Origin of the sequence: Microbacterium lacus, assembly GCF_039531105.1 — a bacterium.
GTDB lineage: Bacteria > Actinomycetota > Actinomycetes > Actinomycetales > Microbacteriaceae > Microbacterium > Microbacterium lacus.
The window spans coordinates 821,914-845,701 of sequence record NZ_BAAAPK010000001.1 but is presented as its reverse complement, the minus strand read 5'-3'; the positions used below and the strand labels follow the sequence as shown (position 1 = coordinate 845,701).

The following is a 23,788-nucleotide window of genomic DNA, read 5'->3' as shown; positions in this document are numbered from 1 at the left end:
TCGAGGAAGCGGTCACGCTTCCTCTTTTGTGTGACCTCGGTTCCGTGCGAGCGGTGGTGAGGTCTGTCGAGAACCTTGGGGGGTTCCCGTGGCCACTGAGCTGCCGAGCACTGTCATCGCGCCCATCGCGTCGAAGAACGTCGACCGCCGCACCCTGCTGAAGGCCGGAGCGTGGGCCGCTCCCGTTCTGGTCCTCACGACCGCCGCGCCCGCGATGGCGGCATCCGTCTCGTCGGTGCCGGTTGCGCAGCTGAGCGTGCAGAGCTACTCGCTCTCGAACCTGACGAACGGCGGCTCGCCTGGGCCTCTGCTCTGGAACGGCGGGCAGATCGCCTGGACCTCGCCGGGCAGCGGTCAGCCCACGACCGCATCGGTTTCGTACACCGTCACTCTCTCCGGGCCCGGTGGGCTCAGCGTCACGCTCGCGACGAGCGCGACGAACCTCACCAAGTACGGCTCCTTCGAGGTTCCCGCGATCCAATGGGGCACGAAGCCGCTCGCCTCGGGCAGCTACACGGTCACGCTCACGGCCATCGGCTCCGACGGCACGAAGAGCGCGACCTCCAACACGATCACAATCGCGTCCGCAGTGACGGCGAGCGCGCCGACCGTGACGCCGGCGCAGGGAAACAAGCACACGGTGGCCTTCGTGCTCACCGGCCCCGCGGGCGCGCAGGTCACCATCACGACCACGCCTGTGAACGTGATGATCTCCACCGCGTTCCCGACGTCGATCACGATCCCCGCCTCCGGATCGGCGACCGTGTCGGGCGTCTGCAACTCGACCGGCAAGACGGCCGGGACGATCGCGTTCGCGCTCAGCGCGGCCGCCGGGTGGACGGTGACACCGAGTTCGCTCGGTCCGGTCACGGTACCCGTGAAATAGCTCGTTCCTGAAGCTCCTGTTACGCGGTCCGAACGCGCCGCGAAGGAAATCCCAGGATTGACCGAAGTTCCTGAATTCGCCCCGTCGCGCCGATTTGCTGTGGCTAGTCAAGGGAGCGACCAGCTCCCTTTTTCGTGCGACGGGTTCGGTGCGCGCCGGGTCAGTCGCCCCTAGTCCCCGGGGGTTTCTTGTGAGCATCGACACACCGATCCGTGACACCGCGTCCACTGCTTCGAAGAGCGTCGACCGTCGCACGCTTCTGAAGGCAGGCGCCTGGGCCGCGCCGGTCGTGCTCCTCACGACCGCCATCCCGGCTGCGGCAGCATCCACGAACGTCGTGCCGTCGAACGAGTTGACGGTTACGTCCGGCGCGCTCACCGCAAGCGGCGTGGCCGCGACACCGCTGCACTGGGCCGGTGGAAAGATTCTTTGGACGCCGGCATCGGGCTCAACCACGACGGCTGCGATGGTGAGCTACAGCGTTATTCTGAGCGGCCCGGCGGGCTTTGCTTCGCAGACGTTGTACACCAGCTCCACCAACCTCGCACCCGGCGGATCGATCGACTTTGCCGCTGGTAACTATGGATCTAATGCGCTGCCCCCCGGGCGTTACACGATCACCGTTCTCGCGTCGAGCGACGGTGACGCGACCGCTGCCTCGTCTTACTCGATCGTCTATACGGTCAGTGTGAGCGCCTTCTCAGGCGTCGCGACACCGGGCAAGGGGTCCGATACCTCCTATGCTCTGAGCTTCACCGTCTCGAACCCGAACCCTGTACCCGTCACCGTGTCTGTCGCGCTTTCCGGGTCGGGCTTTGCCACGGGTCCGACGCCCGCGAGCTTCATCAATCTTCTGGTGCCCGCTAACGGGTCGATCGCTCAGCCCTCGTCCGGCACGATCTCTGCAACAACCGCGAACCAGTCCACCGGCAAAACTGCGACTGCGACCATAACGGCTCCGATCGACTGGATTGTCGCGAACTCGACCAAGACGTTCAAGGGCGGCGCAAGCTTCTGACCTGCACACAGCACCCCGCCTCGCGGCCCGCCTTCGGGCGGGTCGCGAGGCATTTTCGCGAAACATGCGGCCGGTAGTGTGACCGGGACACGTCGAGGAGAACCATGGAACTACGTGACTACCTGCGCATCCTGCGGGCCCGCTGGATCGCGATCGTGCTGCTCACGCTGCTCGGCGCGGCGGTCGCGTTCGGCTACAGCGCCCTGCAGCCCCGCGTGTACACCGCGGAGGCGACCGGCTACGTGACGACGGCCGATGGCAGCACGGATGTCGGCGCCGCCCTCGTCGGCAACCAGCTCGCGCAGGCGAAGGTCAAGTCGTTCGTCGCGGTCGGCTCCTGGCGTGCGGTCGCGGAGTACGCGATCGACGAGCTCGGCCTGCAGAGTTCACCCGAATCCCTCGTCGGCCGCGTGGATGTCACGAACCCGCTCGACACGACGGTCATCTCGGTGAACGCCTCCGCGGGAACCCCCGAAGAGGCGCGCGATCTCGCCGAGGCGTGGATCCGCGGCATGATCCTGCAGATCGACGACCTCGAGGGCGACGGCACCACCGGTTCGTCCGCGGTCACCGTGGTCGCCGGTGACTCCGCGCGCCTGCCCACGTCCCCCTCCTCGCCGAACACGCGCCTGAATGTGATCCTCGGCGCCCTCATCGGCCTCGCACTGGGTATCGGGTACGCCGTCGTGCGGCACGTGCTCGACCGGCGGCTGCGCGACCCGCGCGACATCGAGCGCGAGACCGGGGTGGCGGTCGTCGGAACCATCCCGCTGGACAAAGAGCTCTCGGCATCCCGAAAGGTTCTCTCGTTCGACGAGTCGCTCGGCGACAGCGGCAGCGTGATCGTCGCCGAGGCCCTGCGCGAACTGCGGACGAACCTGCAGTTCATGAGCGTCGACAACCCGCCACGCGCGATCGTCGTGACTAGCCCCGTTCCCGGCGACGGCAAGTCGACGACCGCCGCCAACCTCGCGGTGAGCCTCGCCGCTGCCGGCGAGCCGGTCATGCTGATCGACGCGGACCTTCGCCGCCCGGTGATCTCGACCCTGTTCGCGCTGCCCGAGGGCGCCGGCCTGACCGACGTGATCGCGGGGCGCGCGGCGATCGACGACGTGTCCCACCAGGTGGGCGAGAACCTCGTCGTCGTCGGCGCCGGGCGCATCCCACCGAACCCGAGCGAGCTGCTCGGGTCGCAGCGCATGCGCGATCTCGTCGCCCAGCTGTCGCAGACCGCGCTCGTGATCATCGACAGCCCGCCGCTGCTGCCCGTGACGGATGCCGCGATCCTCGCGGCACGCGCCGATGGAGCCCTCATCGTGACGTCGGCCGGGCGGACGACCTACGACATGCTCCAGAAGGCTCTGGAGAATCTCGAGAAGGCGCACGCGCACACGCTCGGCGTCGTGCTGAACAAGGTGCCCAAGCGGGGTGTGGGCGGCGGGTACTACGGATACCAATATCAGTCGTATCAGGCCGCCGACAAGAAGGCGCCGAAGGGGCAGCCGACCGAGCCGGAGCCCGGTCCGCGCCGCTCCTCTGACGCCGGTTCCGGTGCGGGGACCGCGGATGCCGAGCAAGAGTTCGCGGGCGGTCGGCGCTCCGCGCGGCGGGCTCCGACCGCCGACTGATCGGGGTCGGATGGCACCCTTCGCGTTAGCGCAAGGGAGCGTCAAGTTTTCCACCGGATCGCACGACGGGGGTTGTCAGCGGCCCGCCGACGAGTAGCGTCGGATGTGCACCGTGCAGCTCTGGGGGCTGCAGCAGGGCCCTCGCGAAACCCGAATTCGCGAGGGCTCTGGGCGGACGGGGGTCCGCCATGTGTGCGCACTGACCTGGGGGGTCATTGATGACCAGTTTTGCGACAACGGGCGTCGATTCGCGGCAAGCGAAGACGACGGCATCCGGCCTGATCGTTCACGAGTGGGTCGAGCGGTGGGGCGGCGCGGAGCGCGTGCTCGAGGCGATGGTCGACGCGTTCCCGGATGCCGGCGTGCGGGTCCTGTGGGACGACACGCGTCTGCTCGACGGGCGCGACGTGCACGAGACCTGGATCTCGAAGACCCCGCTGCGCAACAACAAGATGCTCGCGCTGCCGGCGATGATCCCGACGTGGCGGATGCCGATGGCCTCGACGCCCGAGTGGATGCTGGTCAGCTCGCACCTGTTCGCCCACCACGTGAAGGCTCCGGCCGGGGTCAAGAAGTTCGTCTACGCGCACACGCCCGCCCGCTACATCTGGGAGCCCGAGCGCGACAACCGCGGCGCCTCCGGCTGGGCGCGCGCTGCGAGCGCCGTGCTGAAGCCGATCGACCGCCGCCGCGCCGCCGAGGCCACCTCGATCGCCGTGAACAGCAAGTTCACCGGCGAGCGCGTCGCTCGCGCGTGGGAGCAGGAGTCGCGGGTCATGTACCCGCCCGTCGACACCGAGACGATGGTCGCCACCACCGACTGGCGACGCGATCTCACCGACGACGAGCAGCGCCAGCTCGACGCGCTGCCCTCGACATTCCTGCTCGGCGCGTCGCGCATGGTCGACTACAAGCGCCTCGACCGGGTCATCCAGATCGGCGCGCAGGTCAAGGTGCCCGTCGTGATCGCCGGGACCGGACCCAGCCACGTCGCGCTCCGCTCCGCCGCCGCAGCCTCCGGCGGTGAGGTGACGTTCATCCTGGCGCCCTCCGACGCGATGCTGCGCGCGCTGTACGCCCACGCGAGCGCGTACGTGTTCCCGGCCGTCGAGGACTTCGGCATCATGCCCGTCGAGGCGATGGCCTGCGGCACCCCGATCATCGCGAACTCGGTCGGCGGCGTCCGCGAGACGGTCGAAGCCGTCGGCGGCGGCGTGACGTGCGAGATCGAGCGCTGGAACGACTGGGACGAGATTCTCCACCAGGCGATCTCGCTGGATCCCGCGCAGTTCCGACCGCGCACCCACATGTTCTCGCGCTCCCGTTTCATCGCCGAGCTGCAGGACTGGGTCGGCGCCGGGGCTTAGTCCGCGCGGCGGGGGGTATCGGACCCTGGGTCCTCCGCCGAGGTGGTGGCTCTTCCGCCGAGCTGGTGGTTTGTGCACCGAGGTGGTGGTTTCCCCGCCGAGGTGGTGGGTTCCCCGCCGAGATGGTGGGTTCCCCGCCGAGATGGTGGTTTGTGCGCCGAGATGGTGTGTTTCCCGGCGAGATGGTGGGTTCCCCGCCGAGATGGTGGGGCCATCTCGGCGCAAAGTGCACCACCTCGGCGCAAAGTGCACCACCTCGGCGGAGTGCGCGACGATGGATGCCGGCACCCCGCACGCGCGCGCTCACGCCGACCGAGCCCACGTGTCGGTACTCCCGCGCGAGGACTTACCGGTTCAGTGGGCGCCAAGCGCGGCATCCGCCTGGAGATTCAGCGAAAACCGTCCACCGAGCGGCGCCTGACGCTTTCCCCGGTCTCGTTCGTCCGCTGTGCACGGCGAACCCGCACTCACGGGGCGTGACGCGCGGCATCCGGCCCCGCGATCCAGCGAGATGGCTGTCAGGCCGCGCGAGCCTTCGCCGGCGCCGAGACCGTCGCGGTCACCAGTATCGGCAGGTGATCGCTGCGGCCCTGCGGCAGCGTGCGCACCTTGTCGATCTGCAGCCCCACCGACGTCGCGAAGTCGTAGTGCCCGCGGAAGAACCGGTACCGCGTGTACGTCCGCGCATCGCTGAGGTTGAGCTCGTAACCGTGCTCGCGGACCTTCTGGCTCAGGTTCTCCTTGAAGACCGGATAGTTGTAGTCCCCGACCATGAGCACCGGCAACCCCTCGCCCAGGCGCTGCAGCTCGGTGAGAGCGGTCCGGATCTGGTGCCTCCGCAGCGAATTCAGCGCGGTCAGCGGAGCGGCGTGGAACGAGGCCACGATGAGCGCGCGGTTCGCGTCGATGTCGTGGAGTCTGACTCCCAGCATCCGCTCTTCAGCGGGCTTGAGCACCCGGTCGTGCATCGACTTCTTCAGCGCGAGCGCCCGCACCTCTTCGAGGCGGAACGTGTTCTCGCGGTAGTAGACCGCGAGTCCGAGCCGGTTGCGGGAGGTCGCGTCGGCCAGACGCAGATCGCCGATGAATGCCGGCATGTCGGTCGTGTCGAGCTCTTGCAGACAGAGCACATCGGGGGCGTGCCGGTCGACCAGGGCGCTCAGCTCTCCGACGGCGCGGTGCTTGCGCAGGTTGTACGAGATGACCTTCATAGCGACCCCAGCCTAGAACCGCCGGGTTTCGCGCGGGTGTCTTTCCCCGGATCCCTTGTCAACCTCCCAGGGTCCGGTTGGCACGTTGGCGACACCGTTCTGCGTTGGCGCCTGAGGTTTCGTAGGGCCATTGCAGGGATGTGGCGCCGTCACCCTGGCGCTGAGCGGGGGCGTCCGCGCGGGTGTTGGGGCCTGAGCAGAACCCTCGATCTCCTCCCCGCGGAGGTCGAGGCCGTGCGCGCGATCTGGCCGGACGACGAGGTCGAGACGCTGACGGATGCCGATCTCGTCGCCGCGAACGAGCGGTATTGCCGCATGCAGCGCATGCTCGCCGCCGATCAGGCCCGGTTCGCCGCCGAGATCGCTCGTCGTTCGCGCCCCGAGCTGGGTCCCGAGAGCCTGGCGAAGACCCAGGGGTTCCGCAATCCGACAGCGCTGATCGCGGCGACGAGCGGCGGGTCCACCGGTGACGCCGCCCGCCTGGTCAAGGTGGGCGAGGCGATCGCTCCGCGGCAGCTGCTGTCGGGCGAACGCGCACCCGCCCGGCACCCGCACGTCGCCGAGGCGATGGCCCGCGCGACGATCACCGAACGAGCGGCTGCCGCGATCGTGGCACTTCTCGACCGCGTGGCGTTCCGCGCCGGGCTGGAGGCGATCGAGGTCGCCGAGAAGACGCTCGTCGAGCAAGCGCCCGGCCTGTCGATGGACCAGCTCGCCCGCGTGCTCGTCCGTGCCGAGGCGTGGCTCGACCCGGACGGGGTCGCGATCCGCGAAGACGAGAAGCGCGGCGCCGAACAGCTCACGATGCGTGAGGTCGACGGCATGTTCGAGTTCGCCGGCCGACTCACTCCGGAGCACGGCGCGCCGCTGAAGGTCGCGATCGAAGCGATGGTGTCGGCCGAGATGCGGGCGACGCGGGATGCCGCGCGGGACGGGACCGCCGACCCCGACGTCCCCCGCCGCTCCGTCGTGCAGATGCAGGCCGACGCGCTCGTGCGACTGTGCGAGCACGCGCTCGGGTGCGACCGCACCGACCTCCCGCTGCAGGGCGCCACTGTGGTGGTGCGTATCGACCACGAGAACCTGGTCAACGACACCGGGTTCGCCACGATCGACGGCATCACCGCCCCGATCTCGGTCGCCACCGCCCGCCGGATGGCCGCCGCGGGCGAGATCATCTCCTGCGTCCTCGACGGCAACGGGCAGATCCTCGACTGGGGCCGTACCCGACGGCTCTTCTCCCGCAACCAGCGCCTCGCCCTCCTCGAACGCGACGGCGGATGCGCGATGTGCGGCGCTCCACCCGGACAGGTCAAGGTCCATCACATCCGCTGGTGGGCCCGGGATGCCGGACCCACAGACCTCGCGAACGGCATCTGCCTCTGCGAAAGCTGCCACCACCGCATCCACGACAACGGATGGGAGATCCGCATCGACGGGATCGGCGTCCGCGCGAAAGTATGGTTCCTCCCCCCACCACACGTCGACCCCGCCCGCACCCCACGACTCGGCGGACGCGCCAGATACGACTACGCGGCATGACCGGCGCGGGGCACGAGGCGCGAGGGCGTGGATTCAAGGGGGCCCGGATTCAAGGGGGCGCGGATTCGAGGGCGCGGATACAAGGGGGCCCGGATTCGAGGAGGCCCGGATTCAAGGGGGCGCGGATTCGAGGGCGCGGATACAAGGGGGCCCGGATTCGAGGAGGCCCGGATTCGAGGGCGCACGGACTCGAGGGCGCGACGTGACGGCGCGAAGCACCGGCGCCCGGATACGAGTCGAGGGCGCGAACAGCATCGCCCCCGCGCACCGGTAGCGTGAGGGCGTGACCGACACGAGCGAAACCGGCGATACAACCGGCGAGCCCGCAGACGCCCCCGGCGAACGGGCAACCGCCACCACCACCGCCACGCCCGCAACCACCTCCGCCGAGGCGGCGGCCGCCCCCGCCGAGGCGGCAACCCCCGCACGGAAACCCACCTGGCGCCGCATCACCGGCAGCACGTGGTTCCACTTCGCCGCCGCCCTCGTGATCACCGGACTCATCCTGAGCTTCGTCGCGAAGCCGTACTGGGTGCCGTCCGGATCCATGGAGAACACCCTCCAGCCCGGCGACCGGGTCCTGGTCAACCGGCTCGCCTACACGGGAGCGAACCCCGGCACGGGCGACATCGTCGTCTTCGACGCCGGCGACGAATGGGACACCGAGGCGGTCCCCGAGACCAATCCTCTGAAGGCCGCACTCCGTTGGATCGGCGAAGTCACCGGCTTCGGACCCTCCAGCGCCCACACGCTCATCAAACGCGTGATCGGCACCCCCGGCGAGAGCGTCGCGTGCTGCACCGCCGACGGACAGCTCACGATCGACGACGAACCGCTCGCCGAAGCCTACGTCTTCAACGACTACGCGTTCGAACCCGGCACCCTCGACTGCACCTCGACCCCGCGCTCGCAGCGATGCTTCGACGCCGTCGAGGTGCCCGCCGACTCCTACCTCATGCTCGGCGACAACCGCGCGAACTCGTCCGACTCCGCCGCATTCTGCCGGGGCGACGCACCCGCCGGCGACTGCTGGCGCTGGGCGACCAGACAAGACCTCATCGGCAAGGCCGTCCTGCTGTTCTGGCCCTTCACGCGCTGGACCGGCCTCTGACCCGATGTACGAAATTGCGGGTCACGCCCTCCTCTCAGCATGACCACCCACGCCGAACCCGCCACCGCGCACGCCGAACCCACCATCGCGGCCGAAGACCTCACGGATGCCGCCCTCCGGCGGGCCGAGCACGACCTGCTCCGCGCCGAACTCGAGCACGAGCAGACGCGTCGCACGCTCACCGCACGATCGCAGTGACCGTCGCGAGGTGCGCGAGCACCTCCTCGCTGATCGACCCCAACAGGAACCGCGCGATCGCTCCGCGCCCGTGCGAGCCCACGACGACGAGCCGCGCGTGCGCGCCGAGCCGGTTCAGCACGGCCGATGGATACCCCTGCTCCACGTGCCGGACGACCTGCAGGTCGGGGTAGTCCGAGCTCAGCCCCGCCACCGCGAGCGCCATGGCCTCCTCGGACAGGGCCTGCATGTTCGTCAGGTATTCCGGCGGATACACGCCCGGGTTGTGCGGCGTCACGATCGGCGACCACGCCGTGACCACCGTGAGCGGCTCACCGAGCCGATCCGCCTCCGCCTCCGCGAACGCGAGCGCGTGCTCGGACACTTCCGACCCGTCCACCCCGACCACGACTCCGGTGCGGCCGTCGAGATCGCGATCCGGCACGACGACCACCGGGCAGTGCGCCCCGGCCGCGATCCGCACGCCGTGCACGCCCCGCTCGTAGCCCGTGCCCGGCCCGCGGTCATCGCTCCCGATCACCAGGAGCGCGGCATCCGTCGACGCGTCCACCAGCCGCGCGACCGGGTTGCCCCGCTCCACCCGCACACGCACCGGGATGCCGCGCGCTGCGATCCGCTCCGCTTCGGCCTCGAGCACGGACTGCCGGGCGGCCATCGCGGCCTCGATCACAGCGTGCTCGCCGACCGCGCCGACGGCTCCGCCGATCACCGACATCAGCTCGACGCCCTGGTGACGGTCGGCCGCGCGCTGCGCGGCCCAGTCGATCGCACGACGGGCGACGGGCGCCTCGGTCACGGCGACGAGGAGGGTGCTGGTCATGATGCTCCGATCTCTCGCATCCAGCCTCGCTCCGCACAGCCCGCCCGGGTAGGGCCGAAGGACCCCCTACGGGCAGGGCTGCGCGATCGCCTTCACGAACGCCGCCGACTGGTACGCGTATTGCGACGCCCACGCCGAGAACGTCTCCGGTCCCCCGGCCGCGACCACCGCGACCCCGCCCGCGTGGCACTTGTCGAACAGGTAGCGCGCCCGCGTCACGTGCGGCGTGCTCGTGATCACGATGACCGACTCCCCGGCATCCACGAGCTGGGTCTCGCCACGCGTGGAATAGGGATCAGCCACCGCGCACGTGACCGACGCCTCGTCGCACAGCGGGATGTCATCTGCCGTCTGCCCGCCCGCCGGCTGCACCGACACCACGATGCGCTGCACGACCCCGTCGTCGCGCAACTGCGCGGCGAGCGCGAGCCGCTCCTCCATCGGTGGTCCGAGCACGAGTGCGACATCGCTCGGCGCGACATCGTCGACGGCGGGGAACACGTAGAGCGGAAGCCCCGCGAGGACGATCAGCCAGAGACCGCCGACGATCGCGAGGATGCCACTCCACGCGTTCCGCATCATTCGCGGTCGCGGCGGTTGCGGGTCTGCTCCGCGCGCGCTCCGAGCAGTCCGTCGTCCGGGTAGCCCACCGCCGTCAGCGTGAGGCCCCGTGCTGCGAGGACCGCGAACTCGTTCGTCCGCTCGGCCTCGTCGCGGATCACCGCGAGGTGCTCGGCGCGCAGCCGCCCGAGTCCGACCGCGACGCACCCCCCGACGAGCGCCCGCACCATGCTGTGGCAGAACGCATCCGCCTTCACGTTCGCGACGAGCACGCCCTCGGCGTCGCGGTGCCAGTCGAACTCGAGCAGCGTCCGGATCGTCGTTCCCTCCTCGCGCGGCTTGCAGTAGGCGGCGAAGTCGTGCAGGCCGATGAGCGAACGGGATGCCGCGTCCATCGCCTCCGCGTCGAGGACCCCCCGCACGCGGGTCGTGCGATGACGCTCGAGCGGATCGTATCCGGCGGCGTCGTCTGCGATGCGGTACGCGTAGCGGCGCCACACCGCGGAGAACCGGGCGTCGAAGCCATCCGGCGCGACCGCGGTGCGGTGGACCGTGACATCCGCGTATCCGCCGAGCACACCGCGTACGCGCGCCGCGAGCCGGGTCGCCCCCGTCGGATCCTCGGGGGCAGCGCTGCGCCCGCCGCGCAGCCGCGCGGCCTGCTCGTCGTCGAGATCGACGTGCGCCACCTGACCGGAGGCGTGCACGCCGGCATCCGTCCGCCCCGCGACGACGAGGCGGGGCGTGCCACCGAGGATCCGCGCGAGCGCTTCCTCGAGCGTGCCCTGGACCGTCCGGAGCCCCGGCTGCAGAGCCCATCCGCGGAAGTGCGTGCCGTCGTAGGCGATGTCGAGGCGGACCCGGAGCCGCTCCGCCGCGCCGGGGATGCTCACAGCGTCTCGATGAGCCGGGATGCCGTCAGATCGGTCACGAACGCCTCCACCTGCGCGGGGACCTCGGCCGCGGCATCCGTCCCGGCGACCTCGAGCGTGCGTGCGATCAGCTGCGTGAGGGCCACCGGCTCCTCCAACCACTCCCAGATGAGCGCCGCCGAGCCCGTGAGCGCCGCCGGCTGCGCGAGGGTCTGGTCCTCTTCGGGGCTCAGCGCGAGGGCGACGATCCGCTCACCGCTGTCCACCCAGGCGACATCCTCGCGGCGCGCGAGCCGCGGTTCGTCCGAGGTGAGCAGCCCGGCATCCATCAGCTGACCGACCGCCATCAGCACGGCGGGGCCCGCGTCGACGCCGTCGGGCTCGCCGTACGCGTCGACCGCAGCCGCCACGAGCTCCGCGAGCGTCGCGTGATCGGCCGCGCGCCAGACGGCGGGCGCGATCCCGCCCAGAACCGTCACATGTCCCTGCTCATGGACGATCGTGAGCACGGCGATCCGGTCCGGATCGGTGAGCGCGACCTCGTCCTCGGCGGCGGCGCGTGAAAATCTGGGGAGATTCGGGCCTTCCGGGCCCTCCTGCACCCCGGAAACGTCGGAATCACCCCGGGCTTTCACGCCCGGCTCCGGAACCACGATCGGCCCAGCCTCCTGCGCGAGCGCGGGGATGAGCGCCGGCAGCGTCGCGGCCTCCCGATACCGCACGCTCCGGATGCCGCCGGTCGCCTCCGCAAGGCCCGCGATGAAGCGCAGCCCGGCGGTCTGGTGGTGCAGGAAGCTCGTCTGCGACACGAGATCCTCGAGCGCGTCGCCGAGATCGGCGACCTCGACCTCCGGCTCCTCCGGATGCTCGGGGTCGCGGTCCAGCAGCACGATCGCCGCGACGCGGAGATCGGCATCCGGCAGCGGCTTCAGCCCCACCGCCGACGGCGCGAGCTGGGTCTTCGGCGCCGCCGGGTCCTCGATGACCGACAGCGGCTTGCGGTAGGGCCACACCCGCCCGTCGGCGTCGATCGCGATCGTCTCGTCCGAGACGTACCCGTACACCGCACCGAGCGCGCGGGACGCGGTGGTCTTCCCCCGCCCGGACGGACCCACGAGCACCACGACCTGCCCGTCCGGCGTCGCGACGCCCGCCGCGTGCAGCATCCACGCGCGTCCGCGCGCCGCCTCGATCGCGGCGAGCGTCACCTGCTGCGACAGCGCCGAGAGCATGTCCACCCGGTCCGCGATCAGCGGCGTGATCGTCTGCACCGGCTGCGCGCCGTCGGGCGCGGGCGCGTCAGCCCACGCCTCCCGCACCGCATCGGCGTCCTCGGGCGACAGGGCGCTCAGGTCGATCGCGATGCACGAGCCGACGGCGTCGACAAGGAGGGTTGCAGGCACACCCGAAGCCTATGCCGACCAGCGCCCGACTACCCATCGAGCGCTCGCGCACGATAGCCTGGCCCGACGTGCACCCGGTCCTGGGGGAGCGGTGCACCGATGGACGAACGACGCGCGGCACCCGAAGCCGCGTGCTCGCCGACTCGTCGCGCGTCCATCCGGGGGTCCGGAGTCTGCCATCACCACGTCCACGCACACACCTGCGCGAGCGCCGCGCACGCAGGGAGAGGCATCCGGTGTCATCGTCCACGAGTGGGTCGAGCGCTGGGGCGGGGCGGAGCGCGTGCTCGAGGCGATGAGTGACGCCTTCCCTGCGGCCGAGGTGCGGGTGCTGTGGAACGACGCCCCCGATCTGCTCGACCGCCCGGTCGGTGAATCCTGGCTCGCCCGCACGCCGCTGCGGCACAGCAAGCCGCTCGCACTGCCGGCGATGCTGCCGACCTGGCGGATGCCGCTGCCCGGCGACCCGGACTGGGTCCTGGTCAGCTCGCACCTGTTCGCCCACCACGTGCGCACCCCCGCCGACGCCGTGAAGTTCGTCTACGCGCACACGCCCGCCCGGTACATCTGGGAGCCCGATCGCGACGGGCGCGGCAGCGGACCCGCGGCCCGCGCGGCGAGCGCGCTGCTGAAGCCGATCGACCGCCGCCGTGCGGCCGAAGCCTCGCACATCGCGGTCAACAGCGCATTCACCGCGGAGCGCGTCGAGGCCGCGTGGCAGCAGCCGTCGACCGTGATCCACCCGCCGGTGGACACCGAGACGCTCACCTCGATCACGGACTGGCTCACACCGCTGACGGATGCCGAGCGCCGGCTCGTCGAGTCCCTGCCCGCCGACTTCCTCCTCGGCGCGTCGAGGTTCGTGCCGTACAAGCGCCTGGACCGGGTGATCGCCGCCGGCGAGGCCACCGGTCTGCCCGTCGTGATCGCCGGTCAGGGGCCGGACGAAGCCGCGCTCCGCGCCCGCGCGGCGTCCGGGCGGGTCGACGTCACGTTCGTGATCGCCCCCTCGGACGCCCTCGTCCGCGCCCTGTACGCCCGCGCACTCGCGTTCGTCTTCCCCGCCGTCGAGGACTTCGGCATCATGCCGGTCGAGGCGATGGCGGTGGGCACGCCGGTGATCGGGCACAGCGCCGGCGGCGTGCACGAGAGCATCTCGCTCGTCGGCGGCGGCGTCACCGCGGATCTGCATCGCGGCACCGACTGGCTGACCCTCGTCGAACGGGCGACGGCGCTCGACCCCGCGGCGTTCCGTCCGCGCACGCTCGCGTTCTCGCGCGCACGCTTCGTCTCCGAACTCCAGTCCTGGGTCTCCGCCGGCCTCCCCTGACCCCCCTGCCGCTCGCGAGAGGGCACTTTTGTAGGGCAACACGCCGCGCGGACCCTACATATCTGCCCTCTCGCGGGAACGCAGGGGACGTCAGCCGAAGACGTTCCGACCGGGCGCGAGCCGCTCCCCCGCGGCATCCATCGCGCTGCGGGCCAGCCGCACGCGGTTCTCGCTCTCGCGCACGATCTCGCGCGCGAGCACCGGGTGCGCCCGCACGACGTCATCGAGCGCCCGCACCGGGATCGCGACGACCTCGAGCTCGCTGAGCGCGATCGCACGCGAGATCGTCTCGGTCCGGGTCAGCGCCGTGAGCCCGACCGCGTCGTGCCGTCCGAGCTCGGTCACCTGGATGAACCCCGCGTCGCTCGGGATGCCGAGCATCACGCGCCCGGCGAGGATGAACCGCGTGGCCATCGGGATCATCCCGGGCCGCAGGATCACCTCGCCCTGGCAGTACCGCTCGAGCCGCGCGGTACTGGCGAGCGCTTCGGCCTCCGCGGGACGCAGGCTCAGGATCGGCGCGATCTCGTGCAGCGCGTCCTGCAGTCTGCTCGCCGAGTTCCACTCGTCGGTCAGGTCACCGTCCAGGTGCAACCCCGCCCGCCGCGCGGCGTACCAGAGCCGGGTCGCGAACGCGTCGAGCACGCCGCCGTGATCGCCCGGTGAGGTCAGCGGGATCGAGATCTGGTAACGCGCGCCGTCGAGTGTCGTGACGCCCGGCTCGCGGTCGGGCGACACGAGCGGGATGTCACGGGCGACCTCCACCAGCAGCGCCCGCACCCGCGCGGGCGGGTCGTCGGTCGCGAACGTGTACTCCGCCGACGCGGCGTACGGCTCGGGGCTGCGCGACAGGTTCGTGAACGACCCTTCGGCGAGCTCGGCGGTCGGCATCACGAGGATGCCGTTGCCGGTGTCCAGGTGCACGGCCCGCCAGTTCACCTCGATGATCTGCCCGCGCGTCCCACCGGTCTCCAGCCAGTCGCCGATCTGGAACGGGGCCTCGAAGATGAGGAACAGTCCGGACACGATCGACCCGACCGCGTTCTGCAGCGCGAGTCCGACGATGATCGACGTGATGCCCAGCGCCGCGAAGACGCCCGCGACATCGGCATCCCACACCCACCAGAACAGCAGCGCGATGCCGACCACGATGAAGACGAAGCGGATGAGGTCGCTGAAGATCGACGGGAACCGGTCGCGCCACGACCCCTTCTCCCCGCGGTGGAAGACGAGGTGGTTGATCGCGTTGATCGTGACGACGATCACGAGCAGCCCGAAGATCGTCCAGATGACCTTGGGCCATGTGCCCTCGCCCTCCCAGGCGCCGGGCTGGCTCAGCAGCACCAGGACACCGGCGACCGGCACGAGGTAATTGCGGACCATGAGCACGATCGGCGCGGCGCGAGACCCCCGCCGCGCCATCGCGTTGTGCATCTCGGTGAGCGCGATGAGCACGAGCGGGAGTCCGACCGAGACGATCACCGCCGGCCAGAACCACGGCTGCGACACGATGTCGGCCATCACGACGCCTCCGGCACCGGCACGTTCGACTCCACCCGCCACACCCGCTGCGTCCCGCTCTGCGTCGACACGTCACCGGCCGGCGTGATCGGGACGGTGTCCGGGATGCGGTCCGCGACGCGCTGCGTGATGTAGATGCCCGGCTCATCGGAGTCGCCCTGCACCCGGAACGCCAGGTTCACGGCATCCCCCCACATGTCGTAGACGACCCGCGCGCGACCGATCAGTCCGCTCGTGACCCGGCCCGAGTCCAGCCCCGCGCGCAGGTCGAGCTTCACGCCCTGCTGCGCGGAGTACCGCTCGAGGATCGTGTCGAGCTCGATCGCGAACTCCACCGCGCGACGGGCGTTGTCCACGCGCGGGGTGCCCAGCCCGCAGCTCGCGAGATAGCTCTGCCGGGTCGTGCGCACCCGCTCGACCCCGAACCGCTCGGCAGCCTCGTCGAACGTGCGGATCAGGTCGTTGAGCTTCGCGACCGCCTCCTCGGACGTCATCGACAGCGCCATCTCCTCGAAGCCGACGATGTCGGCGAAGATGACCGTGACATCCTCGTTCTCCTGCGTGATCGCCTCGTCGCCGTGCTTGTAGCGGTCGGCCATCCCCTCCGGCATGAACGACAGGATGAGCCGCTCGTTCGCCTTCTCCTGCTCTTCGATCAGATTCGACTTCACCTGCAGGCTCCGGCTCATGTCGTTGAACGCGCTTGCGACATCGGCCAGTTCGTCGGAGGATCCGGCCTCCACCTGCACGCCCTCCTCGCCCGCGGCGATCCGCCGGGCGGCGGTCTTCAGCCGCCGCAGCGGCCGGACGAACACCTGCGCGAGCACGAGCGAGAGCAGGCACACGAAGATGATCATCCCGGCCGTGGAGAGGATCAGATTGCGGGTGAAGTCCTCGACCGGCACCAGGGCTTCGGCCGAGGACTCCTGCGCGACGATCACCCAGTTGAGCCCGCCGACGTTCAGCGGAGCGAACGCCGTCAGCGAGTCCCGGCCCAGGTAGCTTCTCTCGAGCATCGTGCCGCTGTCGCCGGCGAGCGCGGCGGTCACAGCGGCGCCGCTCACGATCTGCTGCAGCAGGGTGTTGCCGTTCTGCACGCTGAGCTCGGCCGCGGTCGGCGAGAGCCCGGCCGACACGGCGGCGTCGGCGTACCCGTCGGGGTCGTCGATCAGCTGCCGCGAGATCGACCGCATGAGCCCGTCGCGCCCCACGAGGTAGGTCTCGCCGGTCTGCCCGAGCCCGTTGATGCGCCACTCGCCGTCCGCGGTCATGACCTCGTTGATCCGGTCGATCGGCAACTCGATCGCCAGAGCGCCCTTCACCTCGCCGTCCACCGCGATCGGCGTCACGGCCCACCCGGCGGGATTGCCGAGGCTCGGGCTGTAGGCGGCGAAGTCGGCGATCACGACATCGCCGACGATGTTGCGGCTCATCGACTCGCGGTACGCGACGGCGAGGTTCGAGAGCCGGTACGGCCCGTCGAGCAGGTTCGTGCCGAGGTCGACGCCCTTGAACGCGCTGTAGACCACGTCGCCGTCGGTGTCGATCATCAGGACGTCCTCGAAGTCCTGCAGCTGCGTCATCGCGCGGAAGTAGTCGTGGTACTTCGCGTGCGCGGCCGACCAGGTGCTCCCGTCGCCCGCGTCATCCGTGAGGATCGCCTCCTCCCAGCTGTCGTACGGCACGACGTACTTGGCCTGCAGGTACTTCGCCGCCGGGGACCTGGGGGCGAACGCGGCCCCCTGCACCTCTTCACCGGTCGCCGCCGACAGATCGGCGGCGAACGTGTCACGGTAATAGGTCGCCAGGGCCGCGGCATCCGCCGAGTCGACGCTCGTCTGCTGCAGCTCGTCGAACCCGGCCGTGAAATCGACGATCGCCTGCGTGCTCGTCTCGTTCATCGCACCGAGCCGCACGGCGTTCTCGATCGTCGTGAACAGCTGGGTGACCTCGCGCGCGCGGCTCTCGCGGATCTCGACGAGCTTCTCGTACGCGATCGCCCGCAGCGCCTCGGTGCCGTTGATGTAGCCGATGATGCCGACGACGATGCTGGAGAGGACGCTGACCGACAGCAGCATGATGAGCAGGATGCTGTAGATCGACAGACCGCCGCGGCGACGGACGCGCGGAGTGCCGACCCATTCCCCTGCCATACACGCCCCCCGGTGTGCGCGGATACTCCCAGGCCCGCGCGCAAAACCCCCGGCGCGAGGTGGGCCCAGGATAGCGCCGCGGCGCTTCTCGGGGATAGAGGCCCGAAGGGGCCGCGCTGATACACGCGCTTACAATGGACGTCGCCTTTCCTGACTCCTGATGACTTCGACGACCGCCGCCGCCCCCGCCGCCCGCTATGCGGGTCTGGATGGTATGCGCGCGATCGCGGTCGCACTCGTCGTGATCTACCACCTGTTCCCGCAGTCCTGGGTGCGCGGCGGCTTCATCGGGGTCGACGTGTTCTTCGTGATCAGCGGATTCCTGATCACGACCCTGCTGCTGCGCGAGGGCGGCCGCATCGCCCTCGGCGACTTCTGGCGCCGCCGTGCTCGGCGCCTGATCCCCGCGCTGGCCGCCGTGGTCACGGTGTGTGCGAGCGCGGCATGGGTCATCGGAGGCGACGTGCTCGTGAACCTCGGCGCGCAGGTGCTGGGGGCCGCGACCTTCAGCTACAACTGGATCTCGATCGCCGCGGGCGGCGGGTACTTCTCGGCGGCGACGCCGGAGCTCTTCCGCAATTTCTGGTCGCTCGCGGTCGAGGAGCAGTTCTATCTCGTGTGGCCGATCGTGCTGCCGCTGTTCCTCCTGCTCCCCCGCGCCTGGGGGCGGGCCGGTGCCACGCTCCTCCTCGCCGGCGCGTCGGCCGCGTGGATGGGAACGCTCGTCGCGACCGGCGGCGACGTCACGAGGGCCTACTTCGGCACCGACACGCACGCGTTCGGCATCCTGCTCGGCATCGCGCTCGCGTTCGTGCTGCAGCGCGTGCTCGGGCACGCGCCCGCGCGGGCGCCGCGGTGGGCGCCGTGGGTCGGCGGCGCGGCTCTTGCCGGGCTCGGGGCCCTCGCGCTCGTGCCGCCGAGCCCCACCCCGGTGACCTTCCCGGGCGCCGTGCTCGCGGCGAGCCTGTGCAGCGCGGTCGCGATCGTGGCGGGTGTGTGGCCCGGGTCCCGCTTCGGACGGGCGCTGGATGCCGCGCCGCTGCGCTGGGTCGGCGATCGGTCGTACGGCATCTACCTCTGGCACTGGCCGCTGCTCGTGCTGCTGACCGCCGGGTTCGTCGGCGGTGGCCCCGAGACCGGCATCCCGATCTGGATCGGCGTGCTGACACTCGGCCTCACCCTCGTCATCGCCGAGCTGTCGTACCGGCTGCTGGAGACCCCCGTGCGTCGCCACGGCTTCCGCGGATCCCTCGCGCGCCTGGGCGCGCGCCTGTCCGGCTCCCCCCGCGCGCGGGTCCGGGCGCTCGGCGCGGTCGCCGCCGGTGTCGTGCTGCTCGGCGGGACCACGGCCGCGATCGCCGCCGCCCCCGAGGTCTCCTCCGGTCAGGCGGCGGTTCTCGCCGGCGCCGACGCGGTGCAAGATGCTCCGGATGCCGCTCCCGCCGAGTCAGAGACCCCGACGCCCCCACCGGTCGGCGACCCCCGGCCCGTGCCCTCCCCCGATCCCGTGACGGGCGACGAGGTCACCGCGGTCGGCGATTCGGTCATGCTCGCGTCGGCGCCGGCGCTGCTGGAGGAGATGCCGGGGATCCAGGTGGATGCCGAGGTCTCGCGCTCGACGTATGCCGGGCCCGGCATCCTTCAGTCCCTCGCCTCGGCCGGACAGCTGCGTCCCTACGTCGTCGTCGCGCTCGGCACGAACGGACCGCTCAGCCCCGACGCGATGGAGCAGATGGCGCAGATCGTCGGTCCCGACCGCGAGCTCGTGCTCGTGAACGCATTCGCGCCGCGCGACTGGATCCCGGGTGTGAACGCCGACCTCGCGGCCTTCGCCGCGTCCCACCCGGGCGTCGTGGTCGCGGACTGGTCCGGCGCGATCGCCCCGCACACCGATCTGCTCGCGGGCGACCAGATCCACCCGGGCATGGCGGGCGGGCGGATCTTCGCCGACGCCGTCGAGGAGGGGCTCGAGGCCGCCGAGCTGCAGCGGGCGCTCGCCGAGTACGAGGTCGAGATACGCGCCTACCGGCGGGCGCACCCCGACCTGCCGCTGCCGCAGTAGGTTCTAGAGCCGCTGCACCAGCGCCTGCTGGCGGTGCGTCGAGGTGAACCCGAGGCGCTCGTACAGCGTGTTCGCGCCGGTCTTGCTCTCGGTGTCGACGTCGAGCACAGCCTGCTCGAGCCCGGCCGCGCGCGCCGCCTCGAGCGTGCCGGCGATCACGAGCGGAGCGAGCCGCCGACCGCGCTGATCGCGCACGACGCCGATCAGGTCGATGTACGTGTTCGGCGCGCCGAGGGCGACCCAGTCCTCCTCGTTCACCGAAGCCAGGCAGAACGCCACGATCCGCCCGTCGATCAGGGCGAGGGTGGACAGGTCGGGCCGCAGGAACGGTCCGTTCACGAACTGCTCCCACCGCTCGGGCGGGCTGGGCAGGCTGCCCCAGTGGTCGCGGAACGCGTCGTTGCGAGCGATGCGGACATCCTCTGCGCGGTCGGGCGTGTAGGCCACGACCTCGACACCGTCGGGCCTGGCGGGCGCGTCGATGGGCTCGGCAAGATCGCGCTGCATCGAGCTGAACCAGCGCTCGGTCACAAGGCCCAGGCGTTCGCCGAGGGTGGCGGCATCCGCGTTCTCCTCGTCGACATACTGGTAGATCGCGGCGGGCGCGTCCGAGCCCGATTCGTCGAGCAGCTCGCGCGTACGCGTGTAGGTCCACGCGATGAGTGCGGTGCCGATGCCGCGGCGCCGGTGGTCGGGGCGGACGGTGCCTTGCAGATAGGCATGCCGCTCTTCCGCGGTGTTCGGGTGGAGCATCGCATGGGCCATCGCGACGACCTCGCCGTCGGGCAGGACCGCGAGCAGTGTGTCGCGCGCAGGATCCACGTGCGAGAGCTCGAACATGTCCGCGATGTCCTCGCGCGGTGTCACCCAGCTCGGGTGGTCCACCCGGTCCGCCGCGGCCACCGCCGCGTGGATCGCGTCGATGTCCGCCTCGGTCGCCGCCCGGAAGGTCACCTCGGGGTGCTGCGGGATCGTCGGGCTCATCGCTCCAGCCTAGGGCGGGGGTCGCCGCATGTCTCTGCGCGCGCTCGCGCGCTCGCGGCTCGCCTTTTCGCTCGCGGCCCGCCTTTTCGCTCGCGGCCCGCCGCCGTCGTCGCGGCACGTGCAGCACCGCGGGCCGCGGGCCGCAGCAGGTGCCGCGAGAGCCGCGCGGCCATGCGGTGCCGGCTCCTCCCCAACGACCGGGGCGTCGCGGTCGTCCACGGATGCCGTCAGCCGGCGCATCCGCGACGGCTCGGTGCGCGACGCTCGGGCGCATGGCGCTCTCCGACACGCAGATCCAGGACGGCCTTGCGGCGGCCACCCTGCGCGGCGACGGAGTCCTCCTCTTCAGCGACCTCGCGGAGCAGGGCCTGACGCCCGCCGCGGTCGGCAGGCTGGTCCGGGGCGGCGCTCTGGTGCCGCTCCGTCGCGGCGCCTACGCTCCGACCGCGAGTGTTGCCCGCCCGTCGGACCGCTATCGCCTCTTCGTGCGTGCATCCGTGATGCTCGGCGACCTCGATCGCATCGTGTCCCACTGGTCCGCTGCCGCGATCCACGGACTCCCCTTGATCGGCAGCTGGCCGGACGCGCTCCATGTCATCGACCCGGATGCCCGCGGCGGAAGCAGCGCGACCCTGGTCCGGTCGCACCGGGGCGCGCTCTCCGAGGCGGCGGTCGAGGCGAGGGACGGCATCCGCGTGACCACGCTCGCACGCACGGTCGCCGATATGGTCCGGGTCCTCACCTACCCCGCCGCCGTCGCGATGGTCGACGACGCGCTGCGGCGCGGACTCGTGCACGCCGACCTGCTCGCCGCGCTCGAGGCCGCCGCACCCCGGTACGGCCGAGCGCGGGCGGTGCGGACGATCGAGTTCGGCGACCCCCGGGCGGCGAATGCGGGTGAGTCGCTCTCGCGCGCGCGGATCCACGAGCTCGGCTACGTCGTGCCCGATCTGCAGGTGCCGTTCACCGACACGCGCGGCGACCACCGCGACGTCGACTTCTTCTGGCACTCGATGCGCAAGGTCGGCGAGTTCGACGGCATCCACAAGTACACGCGCGCGAGGTACACCGGAGGTTCACCGCCCGCCGACATCGTCGTCCGCGAGAAGCTCCGCGAAGACGCGCTCCGACCCCTCGTCGACTCGTTCGACAGATGGGTCTGGGCCGATGCGATCTCACGCGAGCGCTTCGAGCGCTACCTCCGCGAACACCGGATGCCGCGCCGAAGCGGACGGTAGTGACGAGTCCCGCTCGTCATGCTCCTTCCCGGCCCGTCGCCGCCTCGCGGCACGTGCTGCACCGCGCGGACCCCCGCGTCCCGGCCCGTCGCCGTCCTCGCGGCACGTGCTGCATGGCGGGCCGCGAGTTCAAGCACGTGCCGCGAGCGATCGGCGGCGCCGACCAAGCCGCCCGAAAGCACGAGACCCGCGCCCCTCGGGGGCGCGGGTCTCGGGAACAGCAGGTGCGAGAGGGTCAGGCCTTCTCTTCGACGACCGCGTCGTCGGCGGCAGCCTGGGCCGCCGCGCCCTCCTCGGGCGACTCTGCACCGGCATCGGCGGCGGCCTCGTCGGCCGGAGCCTCCTCCGAAGCCACAGCCTCGTCGGCCGGAGCCTCCTCCGCCGCGACCGGAGCAGCAGCAGGAGCGGCGACAGCCGACTTCTTCGCGCTCTTCGGCTTCGGGCTCACCGGCTCGAGCACGAGCTCGATGACGGCCATGGGCGCGTTGTCGCCCTTGCGGTTGCCGACCTTGGTGATGCGGGTGTAGCCGCCCTCACGGTCCGCGACCAGCGGCGCGATCTCGGTGAACAGGACGTGCACGACTTCCTTGTCACCGATGACCGACAGCACCCGGCGACGGGCGTGCAGGTCGCCGCGCTTGGCGAACGTGATGAGGCGCTCGGCGAGCGGACGCAGGCGCTTGGCCTTGGTCTCGGTCGTCTTGATGGACTTGTGCGTGAACAGCGCCGCGGCGAGGTTCGCAAGCAGCAGGCGCTCGTGGGCCGGACCGCCGCCGAGGCGGGGACCCTTCGTGGGCTTGGGCATTCTCAGTTACTCCAGTGTCTTAAAGGTCGAAAGCCGAAACTCAGACGGTCTCGTCGTCGTATCCGCCGTAGAAGTGCGCACCGTCGAACCCGGGGACCGAGTCCTTCAGCGACAGGCCGAGCGAGATGAGCTTGTCGCGCACCTCGTCGACCGACTTCTGACCGAAGTTGCGGATGTTCATCAGCTGCGTCTCCGACAGGGCGACGAGCTCCGACACGGTGTTGATGCCCTCGCGCTTGAGGCAGTTGTAGGAGCGGACCGACAGGTCCAGGTCCTCGATCGGCATCGACAGCTCGTTGGAGAGGACGGTCTCGACCGGCGCGGGGCCGATCTCGATGCCCTCGGCCTCGACGTTCAGCTCGCGGGCGAGGCCGAACAGCTCGGTGAGCGTGCGACCGGCCGACGCGACGGCGTCGCGCGGGGCGAGCGAGTTCTTCGTCTCGACGTCCAGGACGAGCTTGTCGAAGTCGGTGCGCTCACCGGCACGGGTGGCGTCGACGCGGTAGCTGACCTTGAGGACCGGCGAGTAGATCGAGTCGATCGGGATCTGACCCGACTCGGCGTACTCGTTGCGGTTCTGCGTCGCCGAGACGTAGCCGCGGCCGCGCTCGATCGTGAGCTCGAGCTCGAACTTCGCGGTGTCGTTCAGGGTCGCGATCACGAGCTCGGGGTTGTGCACCTCGACGCCGGCGGGGGCGGAGATGTCGGCGGCCGTGACCTCGCCGGCACCCGTCTTGCGCAGGTACGCGGTGATGGGCTCATCGCGCTCGCTCGAGACGACGAGCTGCTTGATGTTCAGGATGATCTCGGTGACGTCTTCCTTCACGCCGGGGATCGTGCTGAACTCGTGCTGGACGCCGTCGATTCGGATGCTGGTGACGGCTGCGCCGGGGATCGACGAGAGCAGGCTGCGACGCAGCGCGTTGCCGATCGTGTAACCGAAACCGGGCTCCAGCGGCTCGATGATGAACCGGCTGCGGAACTCGCCGATCTTCTCCTCGGTCAGAGTGGGACGCTGTGCGATGAGCACTATGTGTTCCTTTCGATCACGTATCCGCTATATGACACGTGCAATGGG

General features: G+C 70.6%; 20 protein-coding genes. 10 read left to right on the top strand and 10 right to left on the bottom strand.

The features are described from left to right. Positions 1 to 88 precede the first annotated feature (88 nt). From ABD197_RS04045 to ABD197_RS04030, 4 genes are all read left to right on the top strand, one after another. Positions 89 to 886 carry a hypothetical protein gene (locus tag ABD197_RS04045; protein WP_344051852.1) on the top strand — a complete coding sequence of 266 codons (798 nt, stop codon included), beginning with the start codon at positions 89 to 91 and terminating at the stop codon, positions 884 to 886. A 190-nt stretch (positions 887 to 1,076) separates the two neighbouring features. Continuing rightward, complete coding sequence (locus tag ABD197_RS04040) at positions 1,077 to 1,904, top strand: hypothetical protein (RefSeq protein ID WP_344051850.1); 828 nt, start codon at positions 1,077 to 1,079, stop codon at positions 1,902 to 1,904. Between the two features lie 104 nt (positions 1,905 to 2,008). After that, complete coding sequence (locus ABD197_RS04035) at positions 2,009 to 3,532, top strand: tyrosine-protein kinase domain-containing protein (RefSeq protein WP_344051847.1); 1,524 nt, start codon at positions 2,009 to 2,011, stop codon at positions 3,530 to 3,532. Between the two features lie 218 nt (positions 3,533 to 3,750). Next, the gene (locus ABD197_RS04030; RefSeq protein ID WP_344051845.1) at positions 3,751 to 4,899 is read left to right on the top strand and encodes a glycosyltransferase; all 1,149 of its coding nucleotides are present in this window, start codon (positions 3,751 to 3,753) and stop codon (positions 4,897 to 4,899) included. 518 nt (positions 4,900 to 5,417) lie between these two features. On the opposite strand, the gene ABD197_RS04025 is transcribed toward ABD197_RS04030, so the two are convergent. Continuing rightward, a complete protein-coding gene (locus ABD197_RS04025) occupies positions 5,418 to 6,110 on the bottom strand; it encodes an endonuclease/exonuclease/phosphatase family protein (RefSeq protein ID WP_344051843.1) in 693 nt (230 codons plus the stop codon). A gap of 234 nt (positions 6,111 to 6,344) precedes the next feature. On the opposite strand from ABD197_RS04025, the gene ABD197_RS04020 reads away from it, so the two are divergent. The 3 genes from ABD197_RS04020 to ABD197_RS04010 all read left to right on the top strand — a co-directional run bounded on the left by ABD197_RS04020 (position 6,345) and on the right by ABD197_RS04010 (position 8,961). Continuing rightward, positions 6,345 to 7,652 (top strand): HNH endonuclease signature motif containing protein, encoded by a 1,308-nt coding sequence (locus ABD197_RS04020; protein ID WP_344051841.1) that lies wholly within the window; start codon positions 6,345 to 6,347, stop codon positions 7,650 to 7,652. Between the two features lie 283 nt (positions 7,653 to 7,935). Next, complete coding sequence (gene lepB, locus ABD197_RS04015; RefSeq protein WP_344051839.1) at positions 7,936 to 8,763, top strand: signal peptidase I; 828 nt, start codon at positions 7,936 to 7,938, stop codon at positions 8,761 to 8,763. A 39-nt stretch (positions 8,764 to 8,802) separates the two neighbouring features. Further along, the gene (locus ABD197_RS04010) at positions 8,803 to 8,961 is read left to right on the top strand and encodes a hypothetical protein (RefSeq protein ID WP_344051837.1); all 159 of its coding nucleotides are present in this window, start codon (positions 8,803 to 8,805) and stop codon (positions 8,959 to 8,961) included. Here ABD197_RS04010 and ABD197_RS04005 read toward each other — a convergent pair. The 4 genes from ABD197_RS04005 to ABD197_RS03990 form a co-directional block, all read right to left on the bottom strand. Next, a complete protein-coding gene (locus ABD197_RS04005) occupies positions 8,942 to 9,781 on the bottom strand; it encodes a universal stress protein (protein WP_344051835.1) in 840 nt (279 codons plus the stop codon). The two genes, ABD197_RS04010 and ABD197_RS04005, sit on opposite strands and share 20 nt — an antisense overlap. Positions 9,782 to 9,847: 66 nt before the next feature. After that, positions 9,848 to 10,363 (bottom strand): hypothetical protein, encoded by a 516-nt coding sequence (locus tag ABD197_RS04000; RefSeq protein WP_344051833.1) that lies wholly within the window; start codon positions 10,361 to 10,363, stop codon positions 9,848 to 9,850. Continuing rightward, complete coding sequence (locus ABD197_RS03995; RefSeq protein WP_344051831.1) at positions 10,360 to 11,235, bottom strand: tRNA pseudouridine synthase A; 876 nt, start codon at positions 11,233 to 11,235, stop codon at positions 10,360 to 10,362. Before ABD197_RS03995 ends, ABD197_RS04000 begins: the two co-directional genes overlap by 4 nt. Continuing rightward, the gene (locus ABD197_RS03990; RefSeq protein WP_344051829.1) at positions 11,232 to 12,617 is read right to left on the bottom strand and encodes an ATP-binding cassette domain-containing protein; all 1,386 of its coding nucleotides are present in this window, start codon (positions 12,615 to 12,617) and stop codon (positions 11,232 to 11,234) included. The genes ABD197_RS03995 and ABD197_RS03990 overlap by 4 nt, the downstream gene beginning before the upstream one ends. A 178-nt stretch (positions 12,618 to 12,795) precedes the next feature. On the opposite strand from ABD197_RS03990, the gene ABD197_RS03985 reads away from it, so the two are divergent. Beyond that, positions 12,796 to 13,947: a glycosyltransferase gene (locus ABD197_RS03985; protein WP_344055786.1), complete on the top strand. Its 1,152-nt coding sequence runs from the start codon at positions 12,796 to 12,798 to the stop codon at positions 13,945 to 13,947. A 90-nt stretch (positions 13,948 to 14,037) separates the two neighbouring features. Here ABD197_RS03985 and ABD197_RS03980 read toward each other — a convergent pair whose 3' ends face one another. Both ABD197_RS03980 and ABD197_RS03975 read right to left on the bottom strand, forming a co-directional pair. Then, positions 14,038 to 15,468, bottom strand: a complete 1,431-nt coding sequence (locus ABD197_RS03980; RefSeq protein WP_344051827.1) for a mechanosensitive ion channel domain-containing protein — start codon at positions 15,466 to 15,468, stop codon at positions 14,038 to 14,040. Further along, positions 15,468 to 17,621, bottom strand: a complete 2,154-nt coding sequence (locus ABD197_RS03975) for an adenylate/guanylate cyclase domain-containing protein (RefSeq protein WP_344051825.1) — start codon at positions 17,619 to 17,621, stop codon at positions 15,468 to 15,470. The genes ABD197_RS03980 and ABD197_RS03975 overlap by 1 nt, the downstream gene beginning before the upstream one ends. A gap of 160 nt (positions 17,622 to 17,781) precedes the next feature. Between ABD197_RS03975 and ABD197_RS03970 the strand changes: the two genes are divergently transcribed. After that, positions 17,782 to 19,683, top strand: coding sequence for an acyltransferase family protein (locus ABD197_RS03970; RefSeq protein ID WP_344051824.1), 1,902 nt, complete (start codon positions 17,782 to 17,784; stop codon positions 19,681 to 19,683). A 3-nt stretch (positions 19,684 to 19,686) separates the two neighbouring features. Here ABD197_RS03970 and ABD197_RS03965 read toward each other — a convergent pair whose 3' ends face one another. Further along, a complete protein-coding gene (locus tag ABD197_RS03965) occupies positions 19,687 to 20,667 on the bottom strand; it encodes a GNAT family N-acetyltransferase (protein ID WP_344051823.1) in 981 nt (326 codons plus the stop codon). Positions 20,668 to 20,939: 272 nt separating this feature from the next. Between ABD197_RS03965 and ABD197_RS03960 the strand changes: the two genes are divergently transcribed. Continuing rightward, positions 20,940 to 21,905, top strand: a complete 966-nt coding sequence (locus ABD197_RS03960; protein WP_344051822.1) for a type IV toxin-antitoxin system AbiEi family antitoxin domain-containing protein — start codon at positions 20,940 to 20,942, stop codon at positions 21,903 to 21,905. A gap of 235 nt (positions 21,906 to 22,140) precedes the next feature. Here ABD197_RS03960 and rplQ read toward each other — a convergent pair whose 3' ends face one another. Together rplQ and ABD197_RS03950 are read right to left on the bottom strand one after the other, a co-directional pair. Beyond that, complete coding sequence (rplQ, locus tag ABD197_RS03955) at positions 22,141 to 22,710, bottom strand: 50S ribosomal protein L17 (RefSeq protein WP_344051821.1); 570 nt, start codon at positions 22,708 to 22,710, stop codon at positions 22,141 to 22,143. Between the two features lie 40 nt (positions 22,711 to 22,750). Further along, a complete protein-coding gene (locus ABD197_RS03950) occupies positions 22,751 to 23,740 on the bottom strand; it encodes a DNA-directed RNA polymerase subunit alpha (protein ID WP_344051820.1) in 990 nt (329 codons plus the stop codon). Positions 23,741 to 23,788: the final 48 nt, after the last annotated feature.